This is a genomic window from Terracoccus luteus (assembly GCF_003635045.1).
Classification (GTDB): Bacteria; Actinomycetota; Actinomycetes; order Actinomycetales; family Dermatophilaceae; genus Terracoccus; species Terracoccus luteus.
In genome coordinates this window covers 1,595,935-1,612,131 of record NZ_RBXT01000001.1, presented here as the reverse complement: position 1 = coordinate 1,612,131, position 16,197 = coordinate 1,595,935, and the positions used below count along the sequence as shown (strand labels likewise).

At 72.8% G+C, this 16,197-nt stretch carries 14 protein-coding genes; 6 read left to right on the top strand and 8 right to left on the bottom strand.

Features of this window, described 5'->3' with window-relative positions; translation table 11 throughout:
• The first annotated feature begins 26 nt into the window (after positions 1-26).
• Positions 27-1,796 carry a proteasome ATPase gene (arc, locus tag DFJ68_RS07445; protein ID WP_121035187.1) on the top strand — a complete coding sequence of 590 codons (1,770 nt, stop codon included), beginning with the start codon at positions 27-29 and terminating at the stop codon, positions 1,794-1,796.
• 178 nt (positions 1,797-1,974) lie between these two features.
• Here the strand turns inward: arc and DFJ68_RS07440 are convergent, their stop codons facing one another.
• Genes DFJ68_RS07440 through DFJ68_RS07430 form a run of 3 tightly spaced genes read right to left on the bottom strand, consistent with a single transcriptional unit; the run spans position 1,975 to position 4,454 of the window.
• Positions 1,975-2,430, bottom strand: a complete 456-nt coding sequence (locus DFJ68_RS07440) for a DUF3054 domain-containing protein (RefSeq protein WP_338067412.1) — start codon at positions 2,428-2,430, stop codon at positions 1,975-1,977.
• Positions 2,427-3,416, bottom strand: coding sequence for a ribose-phosphate diphosphokinase (locus DFJ68_RS07435; protein ID WP_121032202.1), 990 nt, complete (start codon positions 3,414-3,416; stop codon positions 2,427-2,429). Before DFJ68_RS07435 ends, DFJ68_RS07440 begins: the two co-directional genes overlap by 4 nt.
• Before the next feature lie 39 nt (positions 3,417-3,455).
• Positions 3,456-4,454, bottom strand: coding sequence for an alpha/beta hydrolase (locus DFJ68_RS07430; RefSeq protein WP_121032201.1), 999 nt, complete (start codon positions 4,452-4,454; stop codon positions 3,456-3,458).
• Between the two features lie 166 nt (positions 4,455-4,620).
• Here DFJ68_RS07430 and DFJ68_RS07425 point away from each other — a divergent pair, with 166 nt between their 5' ends.
• The 5 genes from DFJ68_RS07425 to prcA all read left to right on the top strand — a co-directional run bounded on the left by DFJ68_RS07425 (position 4,621) and on the right by prcA (position 10,736).
• The gene (locus DFJ68_RS07425; protein ID WP_121032200.1) at positions 4,621-7,056 is read left to right on the top strand and encodes a lysylphosphatidylglycerol synthase transmembrane domain-containing protein; all 2,436 of its coding nucleotides are present in this window, start codon (positions 4,621-4,623) and stop codon (positions 7,054-7,056) included.
• Between the two features lie 141 nt (positions 7,057-7,197).
• The gene (gene dop, locus DFJ68_RS07420; RefSeq protein WP_121032199.1) at positions 7,198-8,718 is read left to right on the top strand and encodes a depupylase/deamidase Dop; all 1,521 of its coding nucleotides are present in this window, start codon (positions 7,198-7,200) and stop codon (positions 8,716-8,718) included.
• Positions 8,719-8,830: 112 nt separating this feature from the next.
• A complete protein-coding gene (locus tag DFJ68_RS07415) occupies positions 8,831-9,037 on the top strand; it encodes a ubiquitin-like protein Pup (protein ID WP_121032198.1) in 207 nt (68 codons plus the stop codon).
• Positions 9,038-9,042: 5 nt separating this feature from the next.
• Positions 9,043-9,873, top strand: coding sequence for a proteasome subunit beta (prcB, locus tag DFJ68_RS07410; RefSeq protein ID WP_121035185.1), 831 nt, complete (start codon positions 9,043-9,045; stop codon positions 9,871-9,873).
• A complete protein-coding gene (prcA, locus tag DFJ68_RS07405; RefSeq protein WP_121032197.1) occupies positions 9,870-10,736 on the top strand; it encodes a proteasome subunit alpha in 867 nt (288 codons plus the stop codon). Before prcB ends, prcA begins: the two co-directional genes overlap by 4 nt.
• Positions 10,737-10,823: 87 nt before the next feature.
• Here the strand turns inward: prcA and DFJ68_RS07400 are convergent, their stop codons facing one another.
• The 5 genes from DFJ68_RS07400 to DFJ68_RS07380 form a co-directional block, all read right to left on the bottom strand.
• Positions 10,824-11,975, bottom strand: a complete 1,152-nt coding sequence (locus tag DFJ68_RS07400; RefSeq protein WP_121032196.1) for a coiled-coil domain-containing protein — start codon at positions 11,973-11,975, stop codon at positions 10,824-10,826.
• Positions 11,976-12,066: 91 nt separating this feature from the next.
• Positions 12,067-13,026, bottom strand: a complete 960-nt coding sequence (locus DFJ68_RS07395; protein WP_121032195.1) for an ABC transporter permease — start codon at positions 13,024-13,026, stop codon at positions 12,067-12,069.
• The gene (locus DFJ68_RS07390) at positions 13,023-14,105 is read right to left on the bottom strand and encodes an ABC transporter permease (protein ID WP_121032194.1); all 1,083 of its coding nucleotides are present in this window, start codon (positions 14,103-14,105) and stop codon (positions 13,023-13,025) included. Before DFJ68_RS07390 ends, DFJ68_RS07395 begins: the two co-directional genes overlap by 4 nt.
• Positions 14,102-15,202: an ABC transporter ATP-binding protein gene (locus DFJ68_RS07385; protein WP_121032193.1), complete on the bottom strand. Its 1,101-nt coding sequence runs from the start codon at positions 15,200-15,202 to the stop codon at positions 14,102-14,104. Before DFJ68_RS07385 ends, DFJ68_RS07390 begins: the two co-directional genes overlap by 4 nt.
• Positions 15,199-16,194: an ABC transporter ATP-binding protein gene (locus tag DFJ68_RS07380; protein ID WP_121032192.1), complete on the bottom strand. Its 996-nt coding sequence runs from the start codon at positions 16,192-16,194 to the stop codon at positions 15,199-15,201. Before DFJ68_RS07380 ends, DFJ68_RS07385 begins: the two co-directional genes overlap by 4 nt.
• Positions 16,195-16,197 lie beyond the last annotated feature (3 nt).

Genomic DNA, 16,197 nt, shown 5'->3' with positions numbered 1-16,197 from the left:
CCACAGTGACGGATGAGGAGGCCGACATGTCCGACGTCCACCGCGGTCCTGACCACGGCGAGCACGCCGGTTCCGGCGAGCCCCGCGAGCAGACCGGCGCCCACGAGGTCGACGCCCTGCGTTCGGAGGTGGCGGCGCTGCGCGAGGCGGCCCGGCACTCGCCGATGCGCACCCGTGAGCTCGAGGCCCGGCTCGCGCACGTGCAGACCTCGCTGTCGACCCTGTCGACGCAGAACGAGCGGCTCGTGCGCACCCTCAAGGAGGCGCGCGAGCAGATCGTCAACCTCAAGAAGGAGGTCGACCGCCTCGCCCAGCCGCCCAGCACCTACGGCATCGTGCTCGACACCGCCGAGGACGGCACCGTCGACATCCTCACCGGTGGCCGCAAGATGCGCGTGGCCGTGAGCCCCAGCGTCGACTCCGCCGACCTCGGTCTCGGCCGAGAGGTGATGCTCAACGAGGCCCTCAACGTCGTCTCGGCCCACGGGTTCGAGCGGGTCGGCGAGGTCGTCACCGTCAAGGACCGTCTCGGCGACGACCGCGTCGTCGTCGTCACCCACGGCGACGAGGAGCGGGTCTGCCGCCTCGCCAACCCCCTCGCGTCCGAGCGCATCCGGGTCGGGGACTCCCTCACCCTCGACTCGAGGTCGAACTTCGTCCACGAGGTCGTCCCGAAGCTCGAGGTCGAGGAGCTCGTGCTCGAGGAGGTGCCCGACGTCGCCTACGAGGACATCGGTGGCCTCGTCGGCCAGATCGAGCAGATCCGCGACGCCGTCGAACTGCCGTTCCTGCACCCCGAGCTGTTCCGCGAGCACGCCCTCAAGCCGCCCAAGGGGGTCCTGCTCTACGGCCCTCCCGGCTGCGGCAAGACGCTCATCGCCAAGGCCGTCGCCGCCTCGCTCGCCCGGCAGATCGCAGCGCGCTCCGGCGTGCAGACCGAGAAGAGCTACTTCCTCAACATCAAGGGCCCCGAGCTGCTCAACAAGTACGTGGGGGAGACCGAGCGGCACATCCGCCTCATCTTCCAGCGCGCCCGCGAGAAGGCGTCCGAGGGGACGCCCGTCGTCGTCTTCTTCGACGAGATGGACTCGCTGTTCCGCACGCGCGGGTCGGGGGTCAGCAGCGACGTCGAGACGACGATCGTCCCGCAGCTGCTCGCCGAGATCGACGGCGTCGAGCGCCTCGAGAACGTCATCGTCATCGGCGCCTCCAACCGTGAGGACATGATCGACCCGGCGATCCTTCGCCCGGGCCGGCTCGACGCCAAGATCAAGATCGAGCGCCCCGACGCCGAGAGCGCCCGCGACATCTTCAGCAAGTACCTCACCGACCAGCTGCCGCTGCACGAGCACGACCTCGCCGAGCACGGGGGCGACCGTGACGCGACGGTGCAGGAGATGATCACCGCCGCCGTCGAGCGGATGTACTCCGAGGTCGAGGAGAACCGGTTCCTCGAGGTCACCTACCAGGGCGGCGACAAGGAGGTCCTCTACTTCAAGGACTTCAACAGCGGCGCCATGATCCAGAACATCGTCGACCGCGCCAAGAAGCTGGCCATCAAGGACTTCCTCACGACGGGCCAGAAGGGCATCCGCGTCGAGCACGTCCTCGCCAGCTGCGTCGACGAGTTCAAGGAGAACGAGGACCTGCCGAACACGACGAACCCCGACGACTGGGCGCGCATCTCCGGCAAGAAGGGCGAGCGCATCGTCTACATCCGCACCCTCATCAAGGGCAAGGACGGTTCCGAGCCGGGCCGCTCCATCGCGACGGCGAACACCGGCCAGTACCTCTGACGGGAGGGGTCCCGCCCCTGCCTCGTCCCGACGCCCCGGTGCCCGCACACCGGGGCGTCGTGTCGCGTGAAGCGCGCCGGGTGCCGGTGGGCCGGCTTCCGCCGGACCGGGCCGACGGGCCTGCGGTCGCCGGACCGAGCCGGCGGGCCTGCGGTCGCCGGACCGAGCCGGCGGCGCCTCAGGCCTGGATGTGTGCGCTTCGGCCGGACCGTCGACCGAGCAGAGCGGCGGCCGCGCGCCAGCCGAGCAGGAAGACGGCGAGCACGACGGACGCGACGACGACGAACGAGAGGGCCGTGCCGGACCCGGTCGCCTGACGCAGCACCATGCCCACGAGCACGGTGGCGACCCAGACGGTCACACCGGGCGAGACCCCGAGGGGCCACTGCCGCCGTGAGACCCGCACGACGGCCCAGCCGAGGAGCGTGCCGACGAGGAACGGCCACGCCGTCGCGAGCGCACCGAGCACCGGGTTGCCTTCCTCGTGCGAGGCCCGGCCGACGGCCGCGAAGACGACGACGAGCACGACGTCGACCAGCAGCGCGACCGGTGGCGTGACCTCGACCGGTGACCGGCGCAGAGCACGACGGGAGCCGCCGTCGACCGACCCGTCAGCGCCACGCTCGGCGCTCACGAGGCCCCGTCGAACGGCAGCTTCGCCTGCGGCGGTGCGTGCGTCGGGTCGACGCCCTCGAAGAGCGAGCTGACCGACCGACCCTGGTGGATGCGGCTGATCGCCTCGGCGAACAGGGCCGACACCGATCGCACGGTCAGCTCGGGCCAGCCCGAGGGTGGCGGCACGGTGTCGGTCGTCACGACCTCGGTGACGAAGGGGTGGCCCCGGAGGCGCTCGACGGCCTTGCCGGCGAACAGCCCGTGGGTGCAGACGACGGCGGCCTCGGTCGCCCCGGCGTCAGCGAGGCGGTCGAGCAGCTCGAGCATCGAGCCGCCCGTCGCGATCTCGTCGTCGAGGATGATGGCCCGCCGGCCCGACACGTCGCCCACGATCGAGTCGATGACGACGCGGTCGTCGGCCACCCGCTGCTTCGAGCCGGCGGCCACCGGCAGCCCGAGCAGTCGCGCGAACTGGGTGGCGACCTTGGCGTTGCCGAGGTCGGGGCTGACGACGATCGAGTCGTCGAGGTCGCGACCGCGGAAGTGCTCGGCGAGCACGCCGATGGCCGTGAGGTGGTCGACGGGGGTCGAGAAGAAGCCGTGCACCTGAGGTGCGTGCAGCGCCATCGTCAGCACCCGGTGGCAGCCCGCGGTCGAGATCATGTCGGCGACGAGCCGTCCGCCGAGCGAGATACGCGGGGCGTCCTTCTTGTCCGACCGCGCGTACGCGTAGTGCGGCATGACCGCCGTGATCTGGGCTGCCGAGGCTCCGCGCGCCGCGTCGATCATGAGCAGCAGCTCCATGAGGTGCTCCTGCGTCGGCGGCACGAGCGGCTGCACGATGTAGACGTCGCGCTGGCGGCAGTTCGCGAGCAGCTGCGCCTGCAGGCAGTCGTTGCTGAACCGCTTGATGTCGACGGGGGAGCGGGTCACGCCGAGGTGGTTGCAGATGCGGTCGGCGAGGGCCGGGTGGGCCGAGCCGCTGAAGACGACGACATCGTTCACTGGGGTCAGCTCTCTCGAGTGGTCGACGGCACCCGCACCCTAGCCGACCCGCGTGTGGTCGGTCACCCAGTCGACGAGCTCGTCGCGGGCCTGGCGGCCGGCGGCCGTGAGATGCGGGAAGCTCGCATAGCCGTGCGGCATCCGGCGGTAGTTCGTCAGGCGCACAGGCACGCCGGCACGCTCCAGCGCCTGGGCGTAGGCCCGCCCGTCGTCGCGTAGCGGGTCGAGGTCGGCCGTCTGTACGAGGGTCGGCGGCAGCCCGCGGTGGTCGGGCGCGTGCAGGGGCGAGACGAGGGGGTCGGTGGCCGCGAGCGCCGCGGGGCCAGTTCCGAGGTAGGCGCCGAGGTACACCTGCATGTCGCGCCGGGTCAGCACCGCGGCGTCGGCGTTCTCGCGGACCGACGGCTGGCTCATCGTCGCGTCGGTGGCGGGGTAGAGCAGCGCCTGGTGACGGATGCGGGCCCCGCCCTCGTCGCGCACGACGGCACTGACGACGGCGGCCAGGTTGCCGCCTGCGGAGTCGCCCGCCACCCCGAGGTCGTGGGCCCGGATGCCGAGACGGCCGGCCTCGGTGGTCGCCCACCGCACCGCGTCGACGCAGTCGAGCACCGCCTTCGGCGCCCGGTGCTCGGGCGAGCGGCGGTAGTCGACGCTGAGGACGACGACGTCGCAGGCGTGGGCCAGGTGGGCGCACAGCGGGTCGTAGCCCTTGGCGTCGCCGAGCATCCAACCGCCGCCGTGGAACCACACGAGCACCGGCAGCGCGTCACCGGCCCGGGCGGTCGACGGGCGGTAGGTGCGCACCGGGACGGTCACCCCGTCCCGGGCGGTGAAGCCGTCGCCGCCGACGGTGAGGTCACGCGGCACGGCACCGGTCACCCACGTGAAGGGCGGCACCGTCGGGAGGTCGCCGGACCTCAGTCGGGCCAGGCGCGCGGCGTCGAGGTCGTCGATCGGGCCACGGGCCCGGGTCAGGGCGGCGGCGAGCAGGCGGGTGCGCAGGGGCAGGCCGGCGGCGCGGCGGGTGCGGGAGGCCATCCGCGCAGTCTCGCAGGCGGGGCTGCACGGTGGCTGGGCGGGCGGGGCCGGTCCGGGCGGGTCGGATCGACTGGGGGCCGGTCGCCGCGGTCGGGAGGGTCGCCGTGGGTCCCGCGACACCCGTCGACGGGAAGCCTGCGGCCGGTTCGCGACCCCGTCGGGCACTATGGGGGGCGTGTCCGGTCATGGGGTCGAGGTCGTCGAGCCGCCGATCCCCGCGCGAGTGCGGCGACCGGCTGACGCCGTGCGCCTGCTGGCGGTCGCCCTGCTCATGCTGCTGGGGCTGCTCGTCGCCGAGTTCGGCGTCGACACGCGGGGGGCCGTCGAGCAGGACCTCGTCCAGGCCACGAGCGGCCTCCCGGCCGTGCTGCTCACCCTGCTCGGCTGGGTGAGCGGCTTCGGCATCGTGCTGCTGCCGTTCGGCGTCGGCGCCGACCTGCTGCTCCGGCGACGCCCGCTGCAGCTCGTGCAGGCGCTCGCGGCGGCGGTGCTGGCCGGCATCCTCGTCATCGTCGTGTCGCAGCTCGTCCTCGACGGGCACCCAGACCTCCTGCGCACCGTGCTCACCAGGCCGACCGAGACCGGCGGGCGCACCGACCCGCTCGACGTCGTCATCGTCTCCCTCGTCGCGCTGCTCACGGTCGCCGACATCGTCGGCCGCAAGTGGGTCTCGCCCATCGCGACCGCGGTCGTCGTCGCCACCGTCGTGACCGCGATGCTCTCGCAGACCGTCACACTCGCCGCCCTGCTCACCTCGCTGCTGCTCGGCTGGCTCATCGGTCTCGCCTTCCGCCTCGGCTTCGGCGCGGTGTCGACGCGCCCGCCGGGCGACCAGGTGGCCCAGGCCCTCGTCGACACGGGCATCCCGCTCACCCGGCTCGAGCTCGTCGACGCCAACGTCGACGGCGACCGGCGCTACCTGGGCGCCACGACGGCCGACGACCAGCCGCACCCCGGCGAGCACGTGCCCGCCGGCCCCGTCGACGTGCGGGTCATCGACCGCGACACCTTCGGGCTCGCCTCCGGGCGACGCCTGCTGCGCGTGCTGCGGCTGCGCAACGGCTTCACCCGCGCCCCCTCGCTCACGCTGCGCTCCGAGCTGGAGCACCGCACCCTCATGGGCCTGCTGCTCGACCAGGCCGGCATCCCGGCACCGCGCCCCGTCGGGTCGTGCGAGGTCGGGCCGTTCGCGGCCGCCATCGCGTTCGTCGAGCCGGTGGGCACCCGCATCGACCGGCTGCGCGAGGAGCAGGGTGGCCTCACCGACGAGCAGCTGCGGGCGGTGTGGACCATGGCCGCCGAGCTGCAGCGCCGGCACATCGCGCACCGCTCGCTCGGCCCCGACGCGGTGCTGCTCACCCCCGACGGTCGGGCGGGCCTGCGCCGCAACGGCGCCGGCGACCTTGCGGCCGACGACGTCACGCTGCGCATCGACCTCGCGCAGCTGCTGACGACCGTCGCCCTGCAGGTGGGCGCCGAGCGTTCCGTCGCCTCCGCGGTCGCGGTCCTCGGTGAGGATGCCGTCGTGCGCGCGCTGCCGCTGCTGCAGAAGATCGCCCTGACGCCGAGCACCCGCGAGCTGCTGGGCGACGACGATCACAAGCCCCTGCTCGGCGCCCTGCGCGAACGACTGGCGTCGCTCCGGCCCGAGACGGAGCAGCCTGAGACCGTCGAGCTGCGGCGGGTCACCCTGCGCACCATCGTCACCCTCGTCGGCGGCGGTGTGGCGGGCTACTTCGTGCTGACCCAGCTCGCGCAGGTCAACCTCGGCGACGTCGTCAGCTCGGCCAACTGGGCCTGGGCCCTCGGCTGTGTCGCCTTCGCCTTCGCGACGTTCGCGGGGGCCTCGGTCGCACTGTCGGGCGCGGCCAGCGTGCCCCTGCGCTTCCACCGCACCTTGATGACCCAGCTGGCCGTCGCCTTCAGTGGCCTCGTCGCCCCGGCCGCCATCGGCAACATCGCCCTCAACACCCGCTACCTGCAGCGGTCCGGCCTCAAGCCCGCCGTCGCTGCGGCCAGCGTCGGCCTCGCCCAGGCGGCCCAGTTCTGCTCGTACTTCGTGCTGCTCGTCATCGGCAGCGTGCTCGCCGGCACCGGGCTGCAGCTGTCGTTCAGCCCGTCGCCCAAGCTCGTCGCCGTCATCCCGGTCGTCGTCATCGTCGTGCTCGGGCTGCTCGCCGTGCCCAAGGTGCGCGCCTTCGTCTCGAAGCGGGTGCTGCCGCAGATCCGTCAGGCGGTGCCGCAGGTGCTGGCCGTCTTCCAGACCCCGCGTCGCACGGTCAAGCTGCTCGGCGGCGCGCTGCTGCTCGACGCCTCGTTCGTCGGGGCGCTCGTGTGCGCGACCCGGGCGTTCGGTCAGGAGCCCTCCGTGGCCGCTGTCGCCGTCGTCTACTTCGCGGGCGCCATCATCGGGTCCGCCGTCCCGACGCCCGGGGGTCTGGGTGGCATCGAGGCCGCGCTCAGCTACGGCCTGACGACCATCGGCGTGCCGATCGCCATCGCCGTGCCGGCGGTGCTCCTCTACCGCCTCGCGACGTACTGGCTGCCGATCCCGTTCGGCTGGTGGTCGCTCAACCGGCTCCAGAAGGTCAAGGCCCTCTGAACGTCGCGGGCGGGTCCCGCTGCCGTGCACCCCGCCCACCGCCCGAGCCGGGCCGTGACGCATCGTGACGCGCACCCGGGCCCACCGGCATCCGTGGATGCCGTCGAGGTGCGCCCGGGTGCGCGGGTTACTGTCGGGCACATGACCGTTCGCCGCATCATGGGCCTGGAGACCGAGTTCGGGATCTCGGTGCCGGGCGACCCGATGGCGAACCCGATGTTCCTGTCGGGGCAGGTCGTCAGCGTGTACGCCGCGGCCAACGGCATCCGGTCGAACCAGTCGAGCTGGGACTACGCCTTCGAGGACCCGCTGCGAGACGCCCGCGGCTGGCAGCTCGACCGGCAGGCGGCCGACCCGAGCCAGCTCACCGACGCCGAGGACCCGACCCTCGCCAACGTCGTGCTGCCGAACGGCGCGCGGTACTACGTCGACCACGCGCACCCGGAGTACAGCTCGCCGGAGGTCACGACCCCGCGCGACGCGATCGTGTGGGACCGGGCCGGCGACGCCATCGCCCTCGAGTCGGTGCGGCTGCTCGCCGAACGGCCCGGGCAGCAGCCGGTGAACCTCTACAAGAACAACGCCGACGGCAAGGGCCAGAGCTACGGCACGCACGAGAACTACCTCATGTCGCGCCGGACCCCCTTTCCGGCGATCGTCAAGCATCTCATCCCGTTCTTCGTCACCCGGCAGGTCGTCACCGGCGCCGGCCGGGTGGGCATCGGCGTCGACAGCCGGGGGACGGGGTACCAGCTGTCGCAGCGGTCTGACTTCTTCGAGACCGAGGTGGGCCTCGAGACGACGCTGAAACGGCCGATCATCAACACCCGTGACGAGCCGCACGCGGTCGCCGACCGCTACCGACGGCTGCACGTCATCATCGGCGACGCCAACCACCTCGACGTCGCGACGCTGCTCAAGACCGGCACGACCTCGCTCGTGCTCGGCATGATCGAGGACGGCTGGCTGCGCGACGACTGGTCGGTGCGACGCCCCGTGTCGGCGCTGCAGCGGGTGTCGCACGACCCGACTCTGACGGCCACGGTCGAGCTCACCGACGGGCGCACGGTGACGGCCCTCGACGTGCAGTGGATGTACCTCGAGGCGGCCCGGGCCTGGCTCGACGCCCGCGGCGACGACCCGGAGGAGGAGGCCACCGCCGAGGTGATGTCGTGGTGGGAGCAGGTGCTCACCCGCCTCGGCACCGACGTCATGTCGTGCGCCGGACTGCTCGACTGGGTGGCCAAGCTGCAGCTGCTCGAGGGCTACCGGCAGCGCGACGGGCTGGCGTGGGACGACCACCGCCTCGCCGCCATCGACATCCAGTGGGCCGACGTGCGGCCGGAGAAGGGGCTCGTGCACCGGCTGCGCGACCGGGGCCGCCTCGTCGACCTCGTCACGCCCGAGCAGGTACGTGAAGCGCGGGGCACCCCTCCCGAGGACACCCGCGCGTGGTTCCGCGGCAGCTGCGTGCGCCGGTTCTCGGAGCACGTGTTCTCGGCGAGCTGGGACTCGGTCGTCTTCGACGTCCCGGGCCGCTCGAACCTGCAGCGGGTCCCCATCCTCGAGCCGGAGCGCGGCACCCGGGCGCAGGTCGGCACCCTGCTGGAGCAGTCCGTCGACGTCGAGGAGCTGCTGCGCGGGCTGGCCACCCCGGACTGAGCAGGGTCGGACGCGGGTCGGGCGCCGGGCGTGGCCCGGACACCTCCGCGGCTCGCGCAGTCGCACGGGTTAGGGTCGTTTCCTAGTCGCCGCACCGCCAGTGGAGGTTGTCATGCCGGGTCAGGAACACGCCAAGCCGCAGCGCCGTGACGAGGAGCCGCCGGAGGCCCCCGAGGCCCCGCCCGCGGCGCCCGCCGGGGCGGCCGTCAAGGAGGGCCTCGACGACGACATCGACAGCGTGCTCGACGAGATCGACGGCGTGCTCGAGTCGAACGCCGAGGAGTTCGTGCGCGGCTTCGTGCAGAAGGGCGGCCAGTGACCCCGGTGCCCGGTCGCCCCTCACCGGCCCGTCGGCTCGACGACGCCTACCTCAGCACGGGCTCGTCGTCGTTCGCGGAGTTCGTCGGCTCCATCCGGCCTGAGCTGCTGCCGTCAGGCCGGGCCCTGCCCGCCGGGGCCAGCATCGACGCGCCCCACGGCACGACCATCGTGTCGCTGCTGCACGAGAGCGGCGTCATCATGGCCGGCGACCGCCGCGCGACGATGGGCAACATCATCGCCAACCGCGACATGGAGAAGGTGTTCCTCGCCGACGACTACAGCGTGGTCGGCATCGCGGGCACGGCCGGCATCGCCATCGAGCTCGTCCGGCTCTACCAGGTCGAGCTCGAGCACTACGAGAAGATCGAGGGCGCGATCATGTCCCTCGAGGGCAAGGCCAACCGGCTCGCGTCGATGATCCGCGGCAACCTCGGTCTGGCCATGCAGGGGCTCACCGTCGTGCCGACCTATGCCGGCTTCGACCTCGAGTCCGCGCGCGGACGCATCTACTCCTACGACGTCACCGGCGGCTGCTACGTCGAGGGCGGGCACCACTCCACCGGCTCGGGCTCGCTCTTCGCGCGCGGCGCGCTGAAGAAGCTGTGGCGTCCGGGCCTCAGCGAGCAGGACGCCGTGCACGTCGCGATCGAGGCGCTCTACGACGCCGCCGACGACGACTCCGCCACGGGTGGGCCCGACCTGGGCCGCCGGATCTGGCCGACCGTCAGCGTCGTCGACGTCGAGGGCGCCCGCTTCGTCGGCGACGCCGTTCTCGAGGAGCACGTCGCCCAGGTCGTCGCCGCCCGCCGTGACAACCCCGGAGGTGCGCGATGAGCATGCCGTACTACGTCCCGCCCGAGCAGCTGATGAAGGACCGGGCCGACTTCGCGCGCAAGGGGATCGCGCGCGGTCGCTCGGTCATCGTGCTCGGCTACGACAAGGGCATCGCCTTCGTCGCCGAGAACCCGTCGCGGGCGCTGCACAAGGTGTCGGAGATCTACGACCGCATCGCCTTCGCCGCCGTCGGCCGGTACAACGAGTTCGAGAGCCTGCGCGTCGCCGGCATCCGGTACGCCGACCTGCGCGGCTACTCCTACGACCGGGCCGACGTGACGGCGCGGGCCTTGGCCAACAGCTACGCGCAGACCATCGGCGCGGTCTTCACCCAGGAGCAGAAGCCGTTCGAGATCGAGATCGTCGTGGCCGAGGTCGGCGCGTCGTCCGCCGACGACCAGATCTTCCGGCTCACCTACGACGGCTCGGTCGCCGACGAACAGGGCTTCGTGGCCATGGGCGGGGCCAGCGACCAGGCCGAGGAGCGCCTCGGTGGCCTCTGGCACCCCGGGATGCCGCTCGGCGAGGCCCTGCGCGTCGCCGTCGACGTGCTCGGGTCGGCCGCGTCCGGGCCGGCGGCCAACGGTGGAGGGGCCGCTGTCGCGGCGGTGGGCACGGCGGGTGTGGCCAACGGCGGTGCCCCGTCCGCAGGCACCGCCGTGCGCCGTGACCTCGACGCCTCGATGCTCGAGGTGGCGGTGCTCGACCGCGACCGCCCGCGGCGCACGTTCCGACGCATCGCCGGCCCACTGCTCGAGCGGCTGCTCAGCGACGCGGACCCCACGACGAACGCGCCCACGACCGACGAGCAGCACCCCGGCCACCCGGACCTGCTCACCGGCGAGCTGCAGCCCCCCGACTGACCCCCGTCGGCGGTGGGGCACGACCCCCGTGGAGGATCTGCGCCGCCGGGGCGACGAGGGTCCTCCACGGGGTCGGCTGTACGTGGGCTACCGCCGCGACCTGACCTTGGGCAGGACCTCGGTCGGGGCCGCCTGCTGTGACGGGGTGCCGGCCGACTCCGGCGCTGCGCTATCCCTGTCTGCGGTGTCGGGGACGTCGCCGTCCTCGTCAGCCGACGCCGCGGCATCCGTCGCGTCGGCGTCGTCACCGACGGCCGGTCCGGAGTCCGCGTCGTCGGTCGACGTGGCGTCCGATGTGGCGTCCGGGACGGGGACCCCGGGGACGCCCTCGACGCCGGCCGACCCGCCGAGGGTGGCGAGCATCTGGCGCACGTTCGTCAGCTGGGCGGTGATGCTGTCGCGCCGGGCCGCGGCGGCGGCGAGCTCCCGGTCGGACTCCTCCCGCACCCGCGAGGCGTGGTCGCGGGCCTCGGCCACGATCTGGTCGGCCTGCTGGCGGGCGGTCTCGAGGACGCCACGGGCGCGCTGCTGCATGTCGGAGGTGTCGCGCTCCGCCCGGTCGCGCAGCGAGGTCGCGTGCTGCTCGGCGGCGGCGACGGCCTCGGCCATCGCGGTCTGACGGGTCGCGTACTCGGCGTCGGCCTGCTGGCGGCGCGCGGCCAGGGTCTGCTCGAGATCGGCCGAGGCGGTGCTCGCCCTGGCCCGGTGGGCCTCGTACTCGGCGGCCGCCTCCTGGCGCTGCGTCGCGACGAGGCTCTGGGCCTCGGCCACGATCGAGCGCGCCTCGCGGGTGGCCTGCTCGACGAGCGAGGTCGACTGCTCCTCGGCGCGCTGGCGGGCCTGCTGTGCCTGCTGGGTCGCCGTGCTGCGCAGCTGGTCGGCCTCGGCGGCCGCGCGCTCACGCAGCGCCTGCGCCTCGGCGGAGGCACGCGCGACGAGCTCGGACGCCTCCTCCTCGGCGAGGGAGAGCATCTGCCCGATGCGCTCACCCACCTCGGCGTACGTGCGGCTCTGCGTGGCGCCGGACCGGCGTCGCAGCTCGGCCAGCGCCTTCTCCTGCTGGGCCACCTTCGTGCGCAGGTCGGCCAGGGCCGCGTTCTGCTTGGACAGCTCGACGGAACGTGACGCGGCATCCTTCTTGACCGCCTGGAGCGTGCGGTTCTGGGTCTCGATGAACTCGTCCACCTCCTCCGGGCTGTAGCCGCGGCGGGAGGCGCTGAAGGTGGGTCTGTCGATCATGACCGTCCGTGGGGGAGTGGGGTGGGCAGAGGCCGTCGGGCCGGCGGTGGCGCGCGGCCGGCCCCCTCATTGTGGCAGCCGCGCGCCAGCGTCAGTGGAGGCGCACCCGCGGGTCGAGCACGGCGTAGAGCACGTCGACGACGATGTTGGCCACGACCACCGCGGCCGACGCGAACAGCACGATCCCGATGATGACGGGGAGGTCCTGCTGGTTGATGGCGTCGATGGCGGTCTTGCCCAGCCCCGGCAGCGAGAACACCGTCTCGGTGACGACGACGCCCCCGAGCAGGGTGCCGACGTCGATGCCGAACTGCGTCACGACCGGCGTCAGCGCCGCGCGCAGGGCGTGCCGCACGACGACGCGTCGCTCGCCGATGCCCTTGGACCTCGCGGTGCGCACGAAGTCCTCGCCGAGCACGTCGAGCATCGAGGCGCGGGTGAGCCGGGTGTACGTGGCCGCCGAGACGAGCGCGAGGGTGAACCATGGGAGCACCATGTGCAGCAGCCACTGCCCGAGCCCGTCGCCGAGGTTGGCGTAGCCCCCCGCCGGGAAGGCGGCCACCCCCGCCAGCGTGAGCCGGAAGTAGAGCAGGTAGAGCAGCAGCAGACCGAGCAGGAACGTCGGCATCGAGTAGAAGAACAGGCTGACGACGGTGAGCGAGCGGTCGACCACCGACCGGGGCCGTACGGCCGAGACGACGCCGTTGAAGACACCGAGCACGAGCCAGATGACCGCACCCCCGACGACGACGGACAACGTCACCGGCAGGGCCTGCCCGATGATCGTCGTCACCGGCACCTGGTGGTAGTAGTCGTAGCCGAGGTCGCCGTGCAGCGCCTTCCACACGAAGTCGAGGTACTGCTTCCACACCGGCTGGTCGAGCCCGAGCCGGTGCGAGATGAGCGCGACCGTCTCCGGGGTGGCCTGGCGCCCGGCGAGGGTGCGGGCCACGTCGTTGGGGGCGACGAAGAACAGCGCGAACACCGCCACCGTGATGAGCCAGAGCACGAGCAGGCCGAGCACGAGACGTCGCACGAGGAAACGGATCATGGTCGGGCCTGCCTGTCGTCGCGTCGCGCCCCGTCGTCCGGGTGGATGCCGGTGGGTGGCGTCCCCGGGGCGGCCTCACCCGCGCTGCGGTCGCGCCGGCGGCGGCGGCCGCTGCGGGAGGCGGCGACGAGCTGCTCGCTGCGGGGGTCGAAGGCGTCACGCACCCCGTCACCGAAGAGGTTGAAGGCGAGCGTCGTCACGAGCAGCGCGAGGCCGGGGAAGACGACGAACCACCACGCGGTCGTGTAGTAGTTCTGCGACTCGCTGATCATCCCGCCCCAGTCGGCCGTGGGTGGCGGCAGACCGAGCCCGAGGAACGACAGGGTCGCCTCGACGACGATGACGACGGGGATGAGCAGCGACGTGTAGACGATGACCGGCGCCAGCACGTTGGGCAGGATGTCGACGAACATGATGCGGGCGTCCGACGCGCCGAGCGACCTTGCGGCCTCGACGAACTCGCGCTCTCGGAGCGACAGCACCTGCCCGCGCACGATGCGGGCGACCGAGGCCCAGCTGAAGAAGCCGATGACGACGATCGTCACGACCAGGCTCGGCCCCGTGATCGAGACGAGGGCGATGGCCACGAGCAGGAACGGCACCGACAGCACGACGTCGATGAGCCGCGCGAGGACCGTGTCGACGACCCCGCCGAGGAACCCGGCGGCGAGCCCGATGACGACCCCGATCACCACCGTGATGAGGGTGGCGAAGAGGCCGACGATGAGGGAGATCCTGGCCCCGTAGGCGATGCGCACGAGGATGTCGCGGCCGAGGTCGTCGGTGCCGAGCCAGAACTGCGACGACGGTGCGGTGGGCAGGCCGTCCGGGGTGAGGCCGGTCTGCCGGTACTGCTCGTCGACCGGGTGCCCGGTGAGGGTGGCCACGAGCGGTGCGAGCACCGCCAGCAGCACGATGAGCACGATGACGACCAGCGCCACCATGGCGACCCGGTCGCGGCGCAGCCGCTGCCACGCGAGCAGCCACGGGCTGCGTCCCTCGATGGCGGCGTGGCCCTCCGGACCGGGTGCGGACGCCGCGCCGGCGACGTCCTCGTCGGCGGGAAGGGTGGTGCTCATGCGGCCTCACCTCCGTGGTCGTCGGCGCCGTCGGCGCCCTGGCGGGCCAGGCTCTCGCCGACCCCGAGCGGGTGGAGGCACGCGGTGAGGTGCGACCCGTCGTCGCCGAGCACCGAGGCGAGGCCGGGGTCGGTGACGGAGCACTCGTGGGTGGCACGGGGGCACCGGGTGTGGAACCGGCATCCGCTCGGGGGGTCGGTGGGCGAGGGCAGGTCGCCGCTCAGCACGATGCGCTCACGGCTGTCGGCGACGTCCGGGTCGGGCACCGGCAGCGCCGACAGCAGGGCCCGCGAGTACGGGTGCCGCGTGGCCGAGAACAGCGTCTCGGCGGGCGACACCTCGACGACGCGGCCGAGGTACATGACGGCGATGCGGTCGCTGACGTGCCGCACGACGGACAGGTCGTGCGAGATGAACAGGTACGTCAGGTCGAACTCGTCCTGCAGGTCGATGAGCAGGTTGATGACCTGGGCCTGGATGGAGACGTCGAGGGCCGAGACGGGCTCGTCGCAGATGAGCAGCCGGGGCTGCAGGGCGAGGGCGCGCGCCACCCCGATGCGCTGTCGCTGCCCGCCGGAGAACTCCGCCGGGAAACGGTTGTAGTGCTCGGGGTTGAGCCCCACGCGTTCCATGAGGGCCTGCACCTTGCGGCGCACCTGGGCCCCGGTGCCCTGGCCGTGGATGGCGAACGGGTCCCCGATGATCGAGCCGACCCGGCGGCGTGGGTTGAGGGAGCCGTACGGGTCCTGGAAGATCACCTGCACGTCACGCCGCACCTCGCGCAGCTGTCGCCGGCCGAGGTCGGTGATCTCGCGGCCGTCGAAGGTGACGGTGCCGCCCGAGAGGTCGTAGAGGCGGGCGAGGCACCGGGCGAGGGTCGACTTGCCGCAGCCGGTCTCGCCGACGAGGCCGAGGGTCTCGCCGGTCCGGATCTCGAGGGACACGTCGTCGACGGCGTGCACCTCCCCGGCCGTCGAGCGCCACCAGCCGGAGGAGCGGACGGGGAAGGTCTTCGTGACGTGCTCGGCCACCAGCAGGGGACGGCCCAGCTCGTGCCGGGACGTCGGTGCCGACGGCTCGGTGCGGGTGTCGGTCATGCGCTGCTCCTCTCGGTGAGCGCGGCTCGGCTGTCGGCGGGCAGGAAGCACGCCGAGACGTGCCCCGGCCCCTCGACGGGCGCGAGCGGCGGGCGCTCCGACCAGCAGCGGTCGAAGGCCTCTCGGCAGCGCGGCGCGAAGGGGCAGCGCTGCGGCGGGTCAATGAGCGACGGCGGGGTGCCCGCGATGGGGGTCAGCCGGGTGCGCCCGCTGCCGACGGTCGGCAGCGAGGCGAGCAGCCCGCGGGTGTAGGGGTGGTGCGGCGAGTAGAAGATCGTGCGGCGCGCCGACCGCTCCATCGCCGAGCCGGAGTACATGACGACGACCTCGTCGGCCATCTCCGCCACGACGCCGAGGTCGTGGGTGATAAGCACGATCGCGGTGCCGAACTCGGCCTGCAGCCGTCGCATGACGTCGAGCACCTGCGCCTGCACGGTGACGTCGAGCGCCGTCGTCGGCTCGTCGGCGACGAGCAGGTCGGGGTCGAGCGACATGGCCATGGCGATCATCACGCGCTGGCGCATGCCGCCGGAGAACTGGTGGGGGAAGTCGTCGATGCGGCGGGAGGGCTTCGGGATGCCGACGAGGCCGAGCAGCTCGGTCGCCCGGGCCCGGGCGGCGGCCCGGGAGGTCCCGGGCCGGTGCGCCCGGACCATCTCCACGATCTGCCACCCCACCGTGTAGTAGGGGTGCAGGCTCGAGAGCGGGTCCTGGAAGATCATCCCGATGCGGGCGCCACGCACGGCCTGCAGCTCGTGGGCCGAGGCCCCGATGAGCTCGTGGCCGTCGAACCGGGCCGACCCGCTGACGCGCGCGCCGCGGGTCAGCCCGGTGATCGTCTGCGTGGCCACGCTCTTGCCGGAGCCTGACTCCCCGACGACGGCGAGCGTGCTGCCACGCTCGACGTCGAAGGAGAGTCCGCGTACCGCCTGCACGACCCCGTCCGCGGTGTCGAACGACACCCGGAGGTCGCGTACCTCGAGCAGGGCCACGAC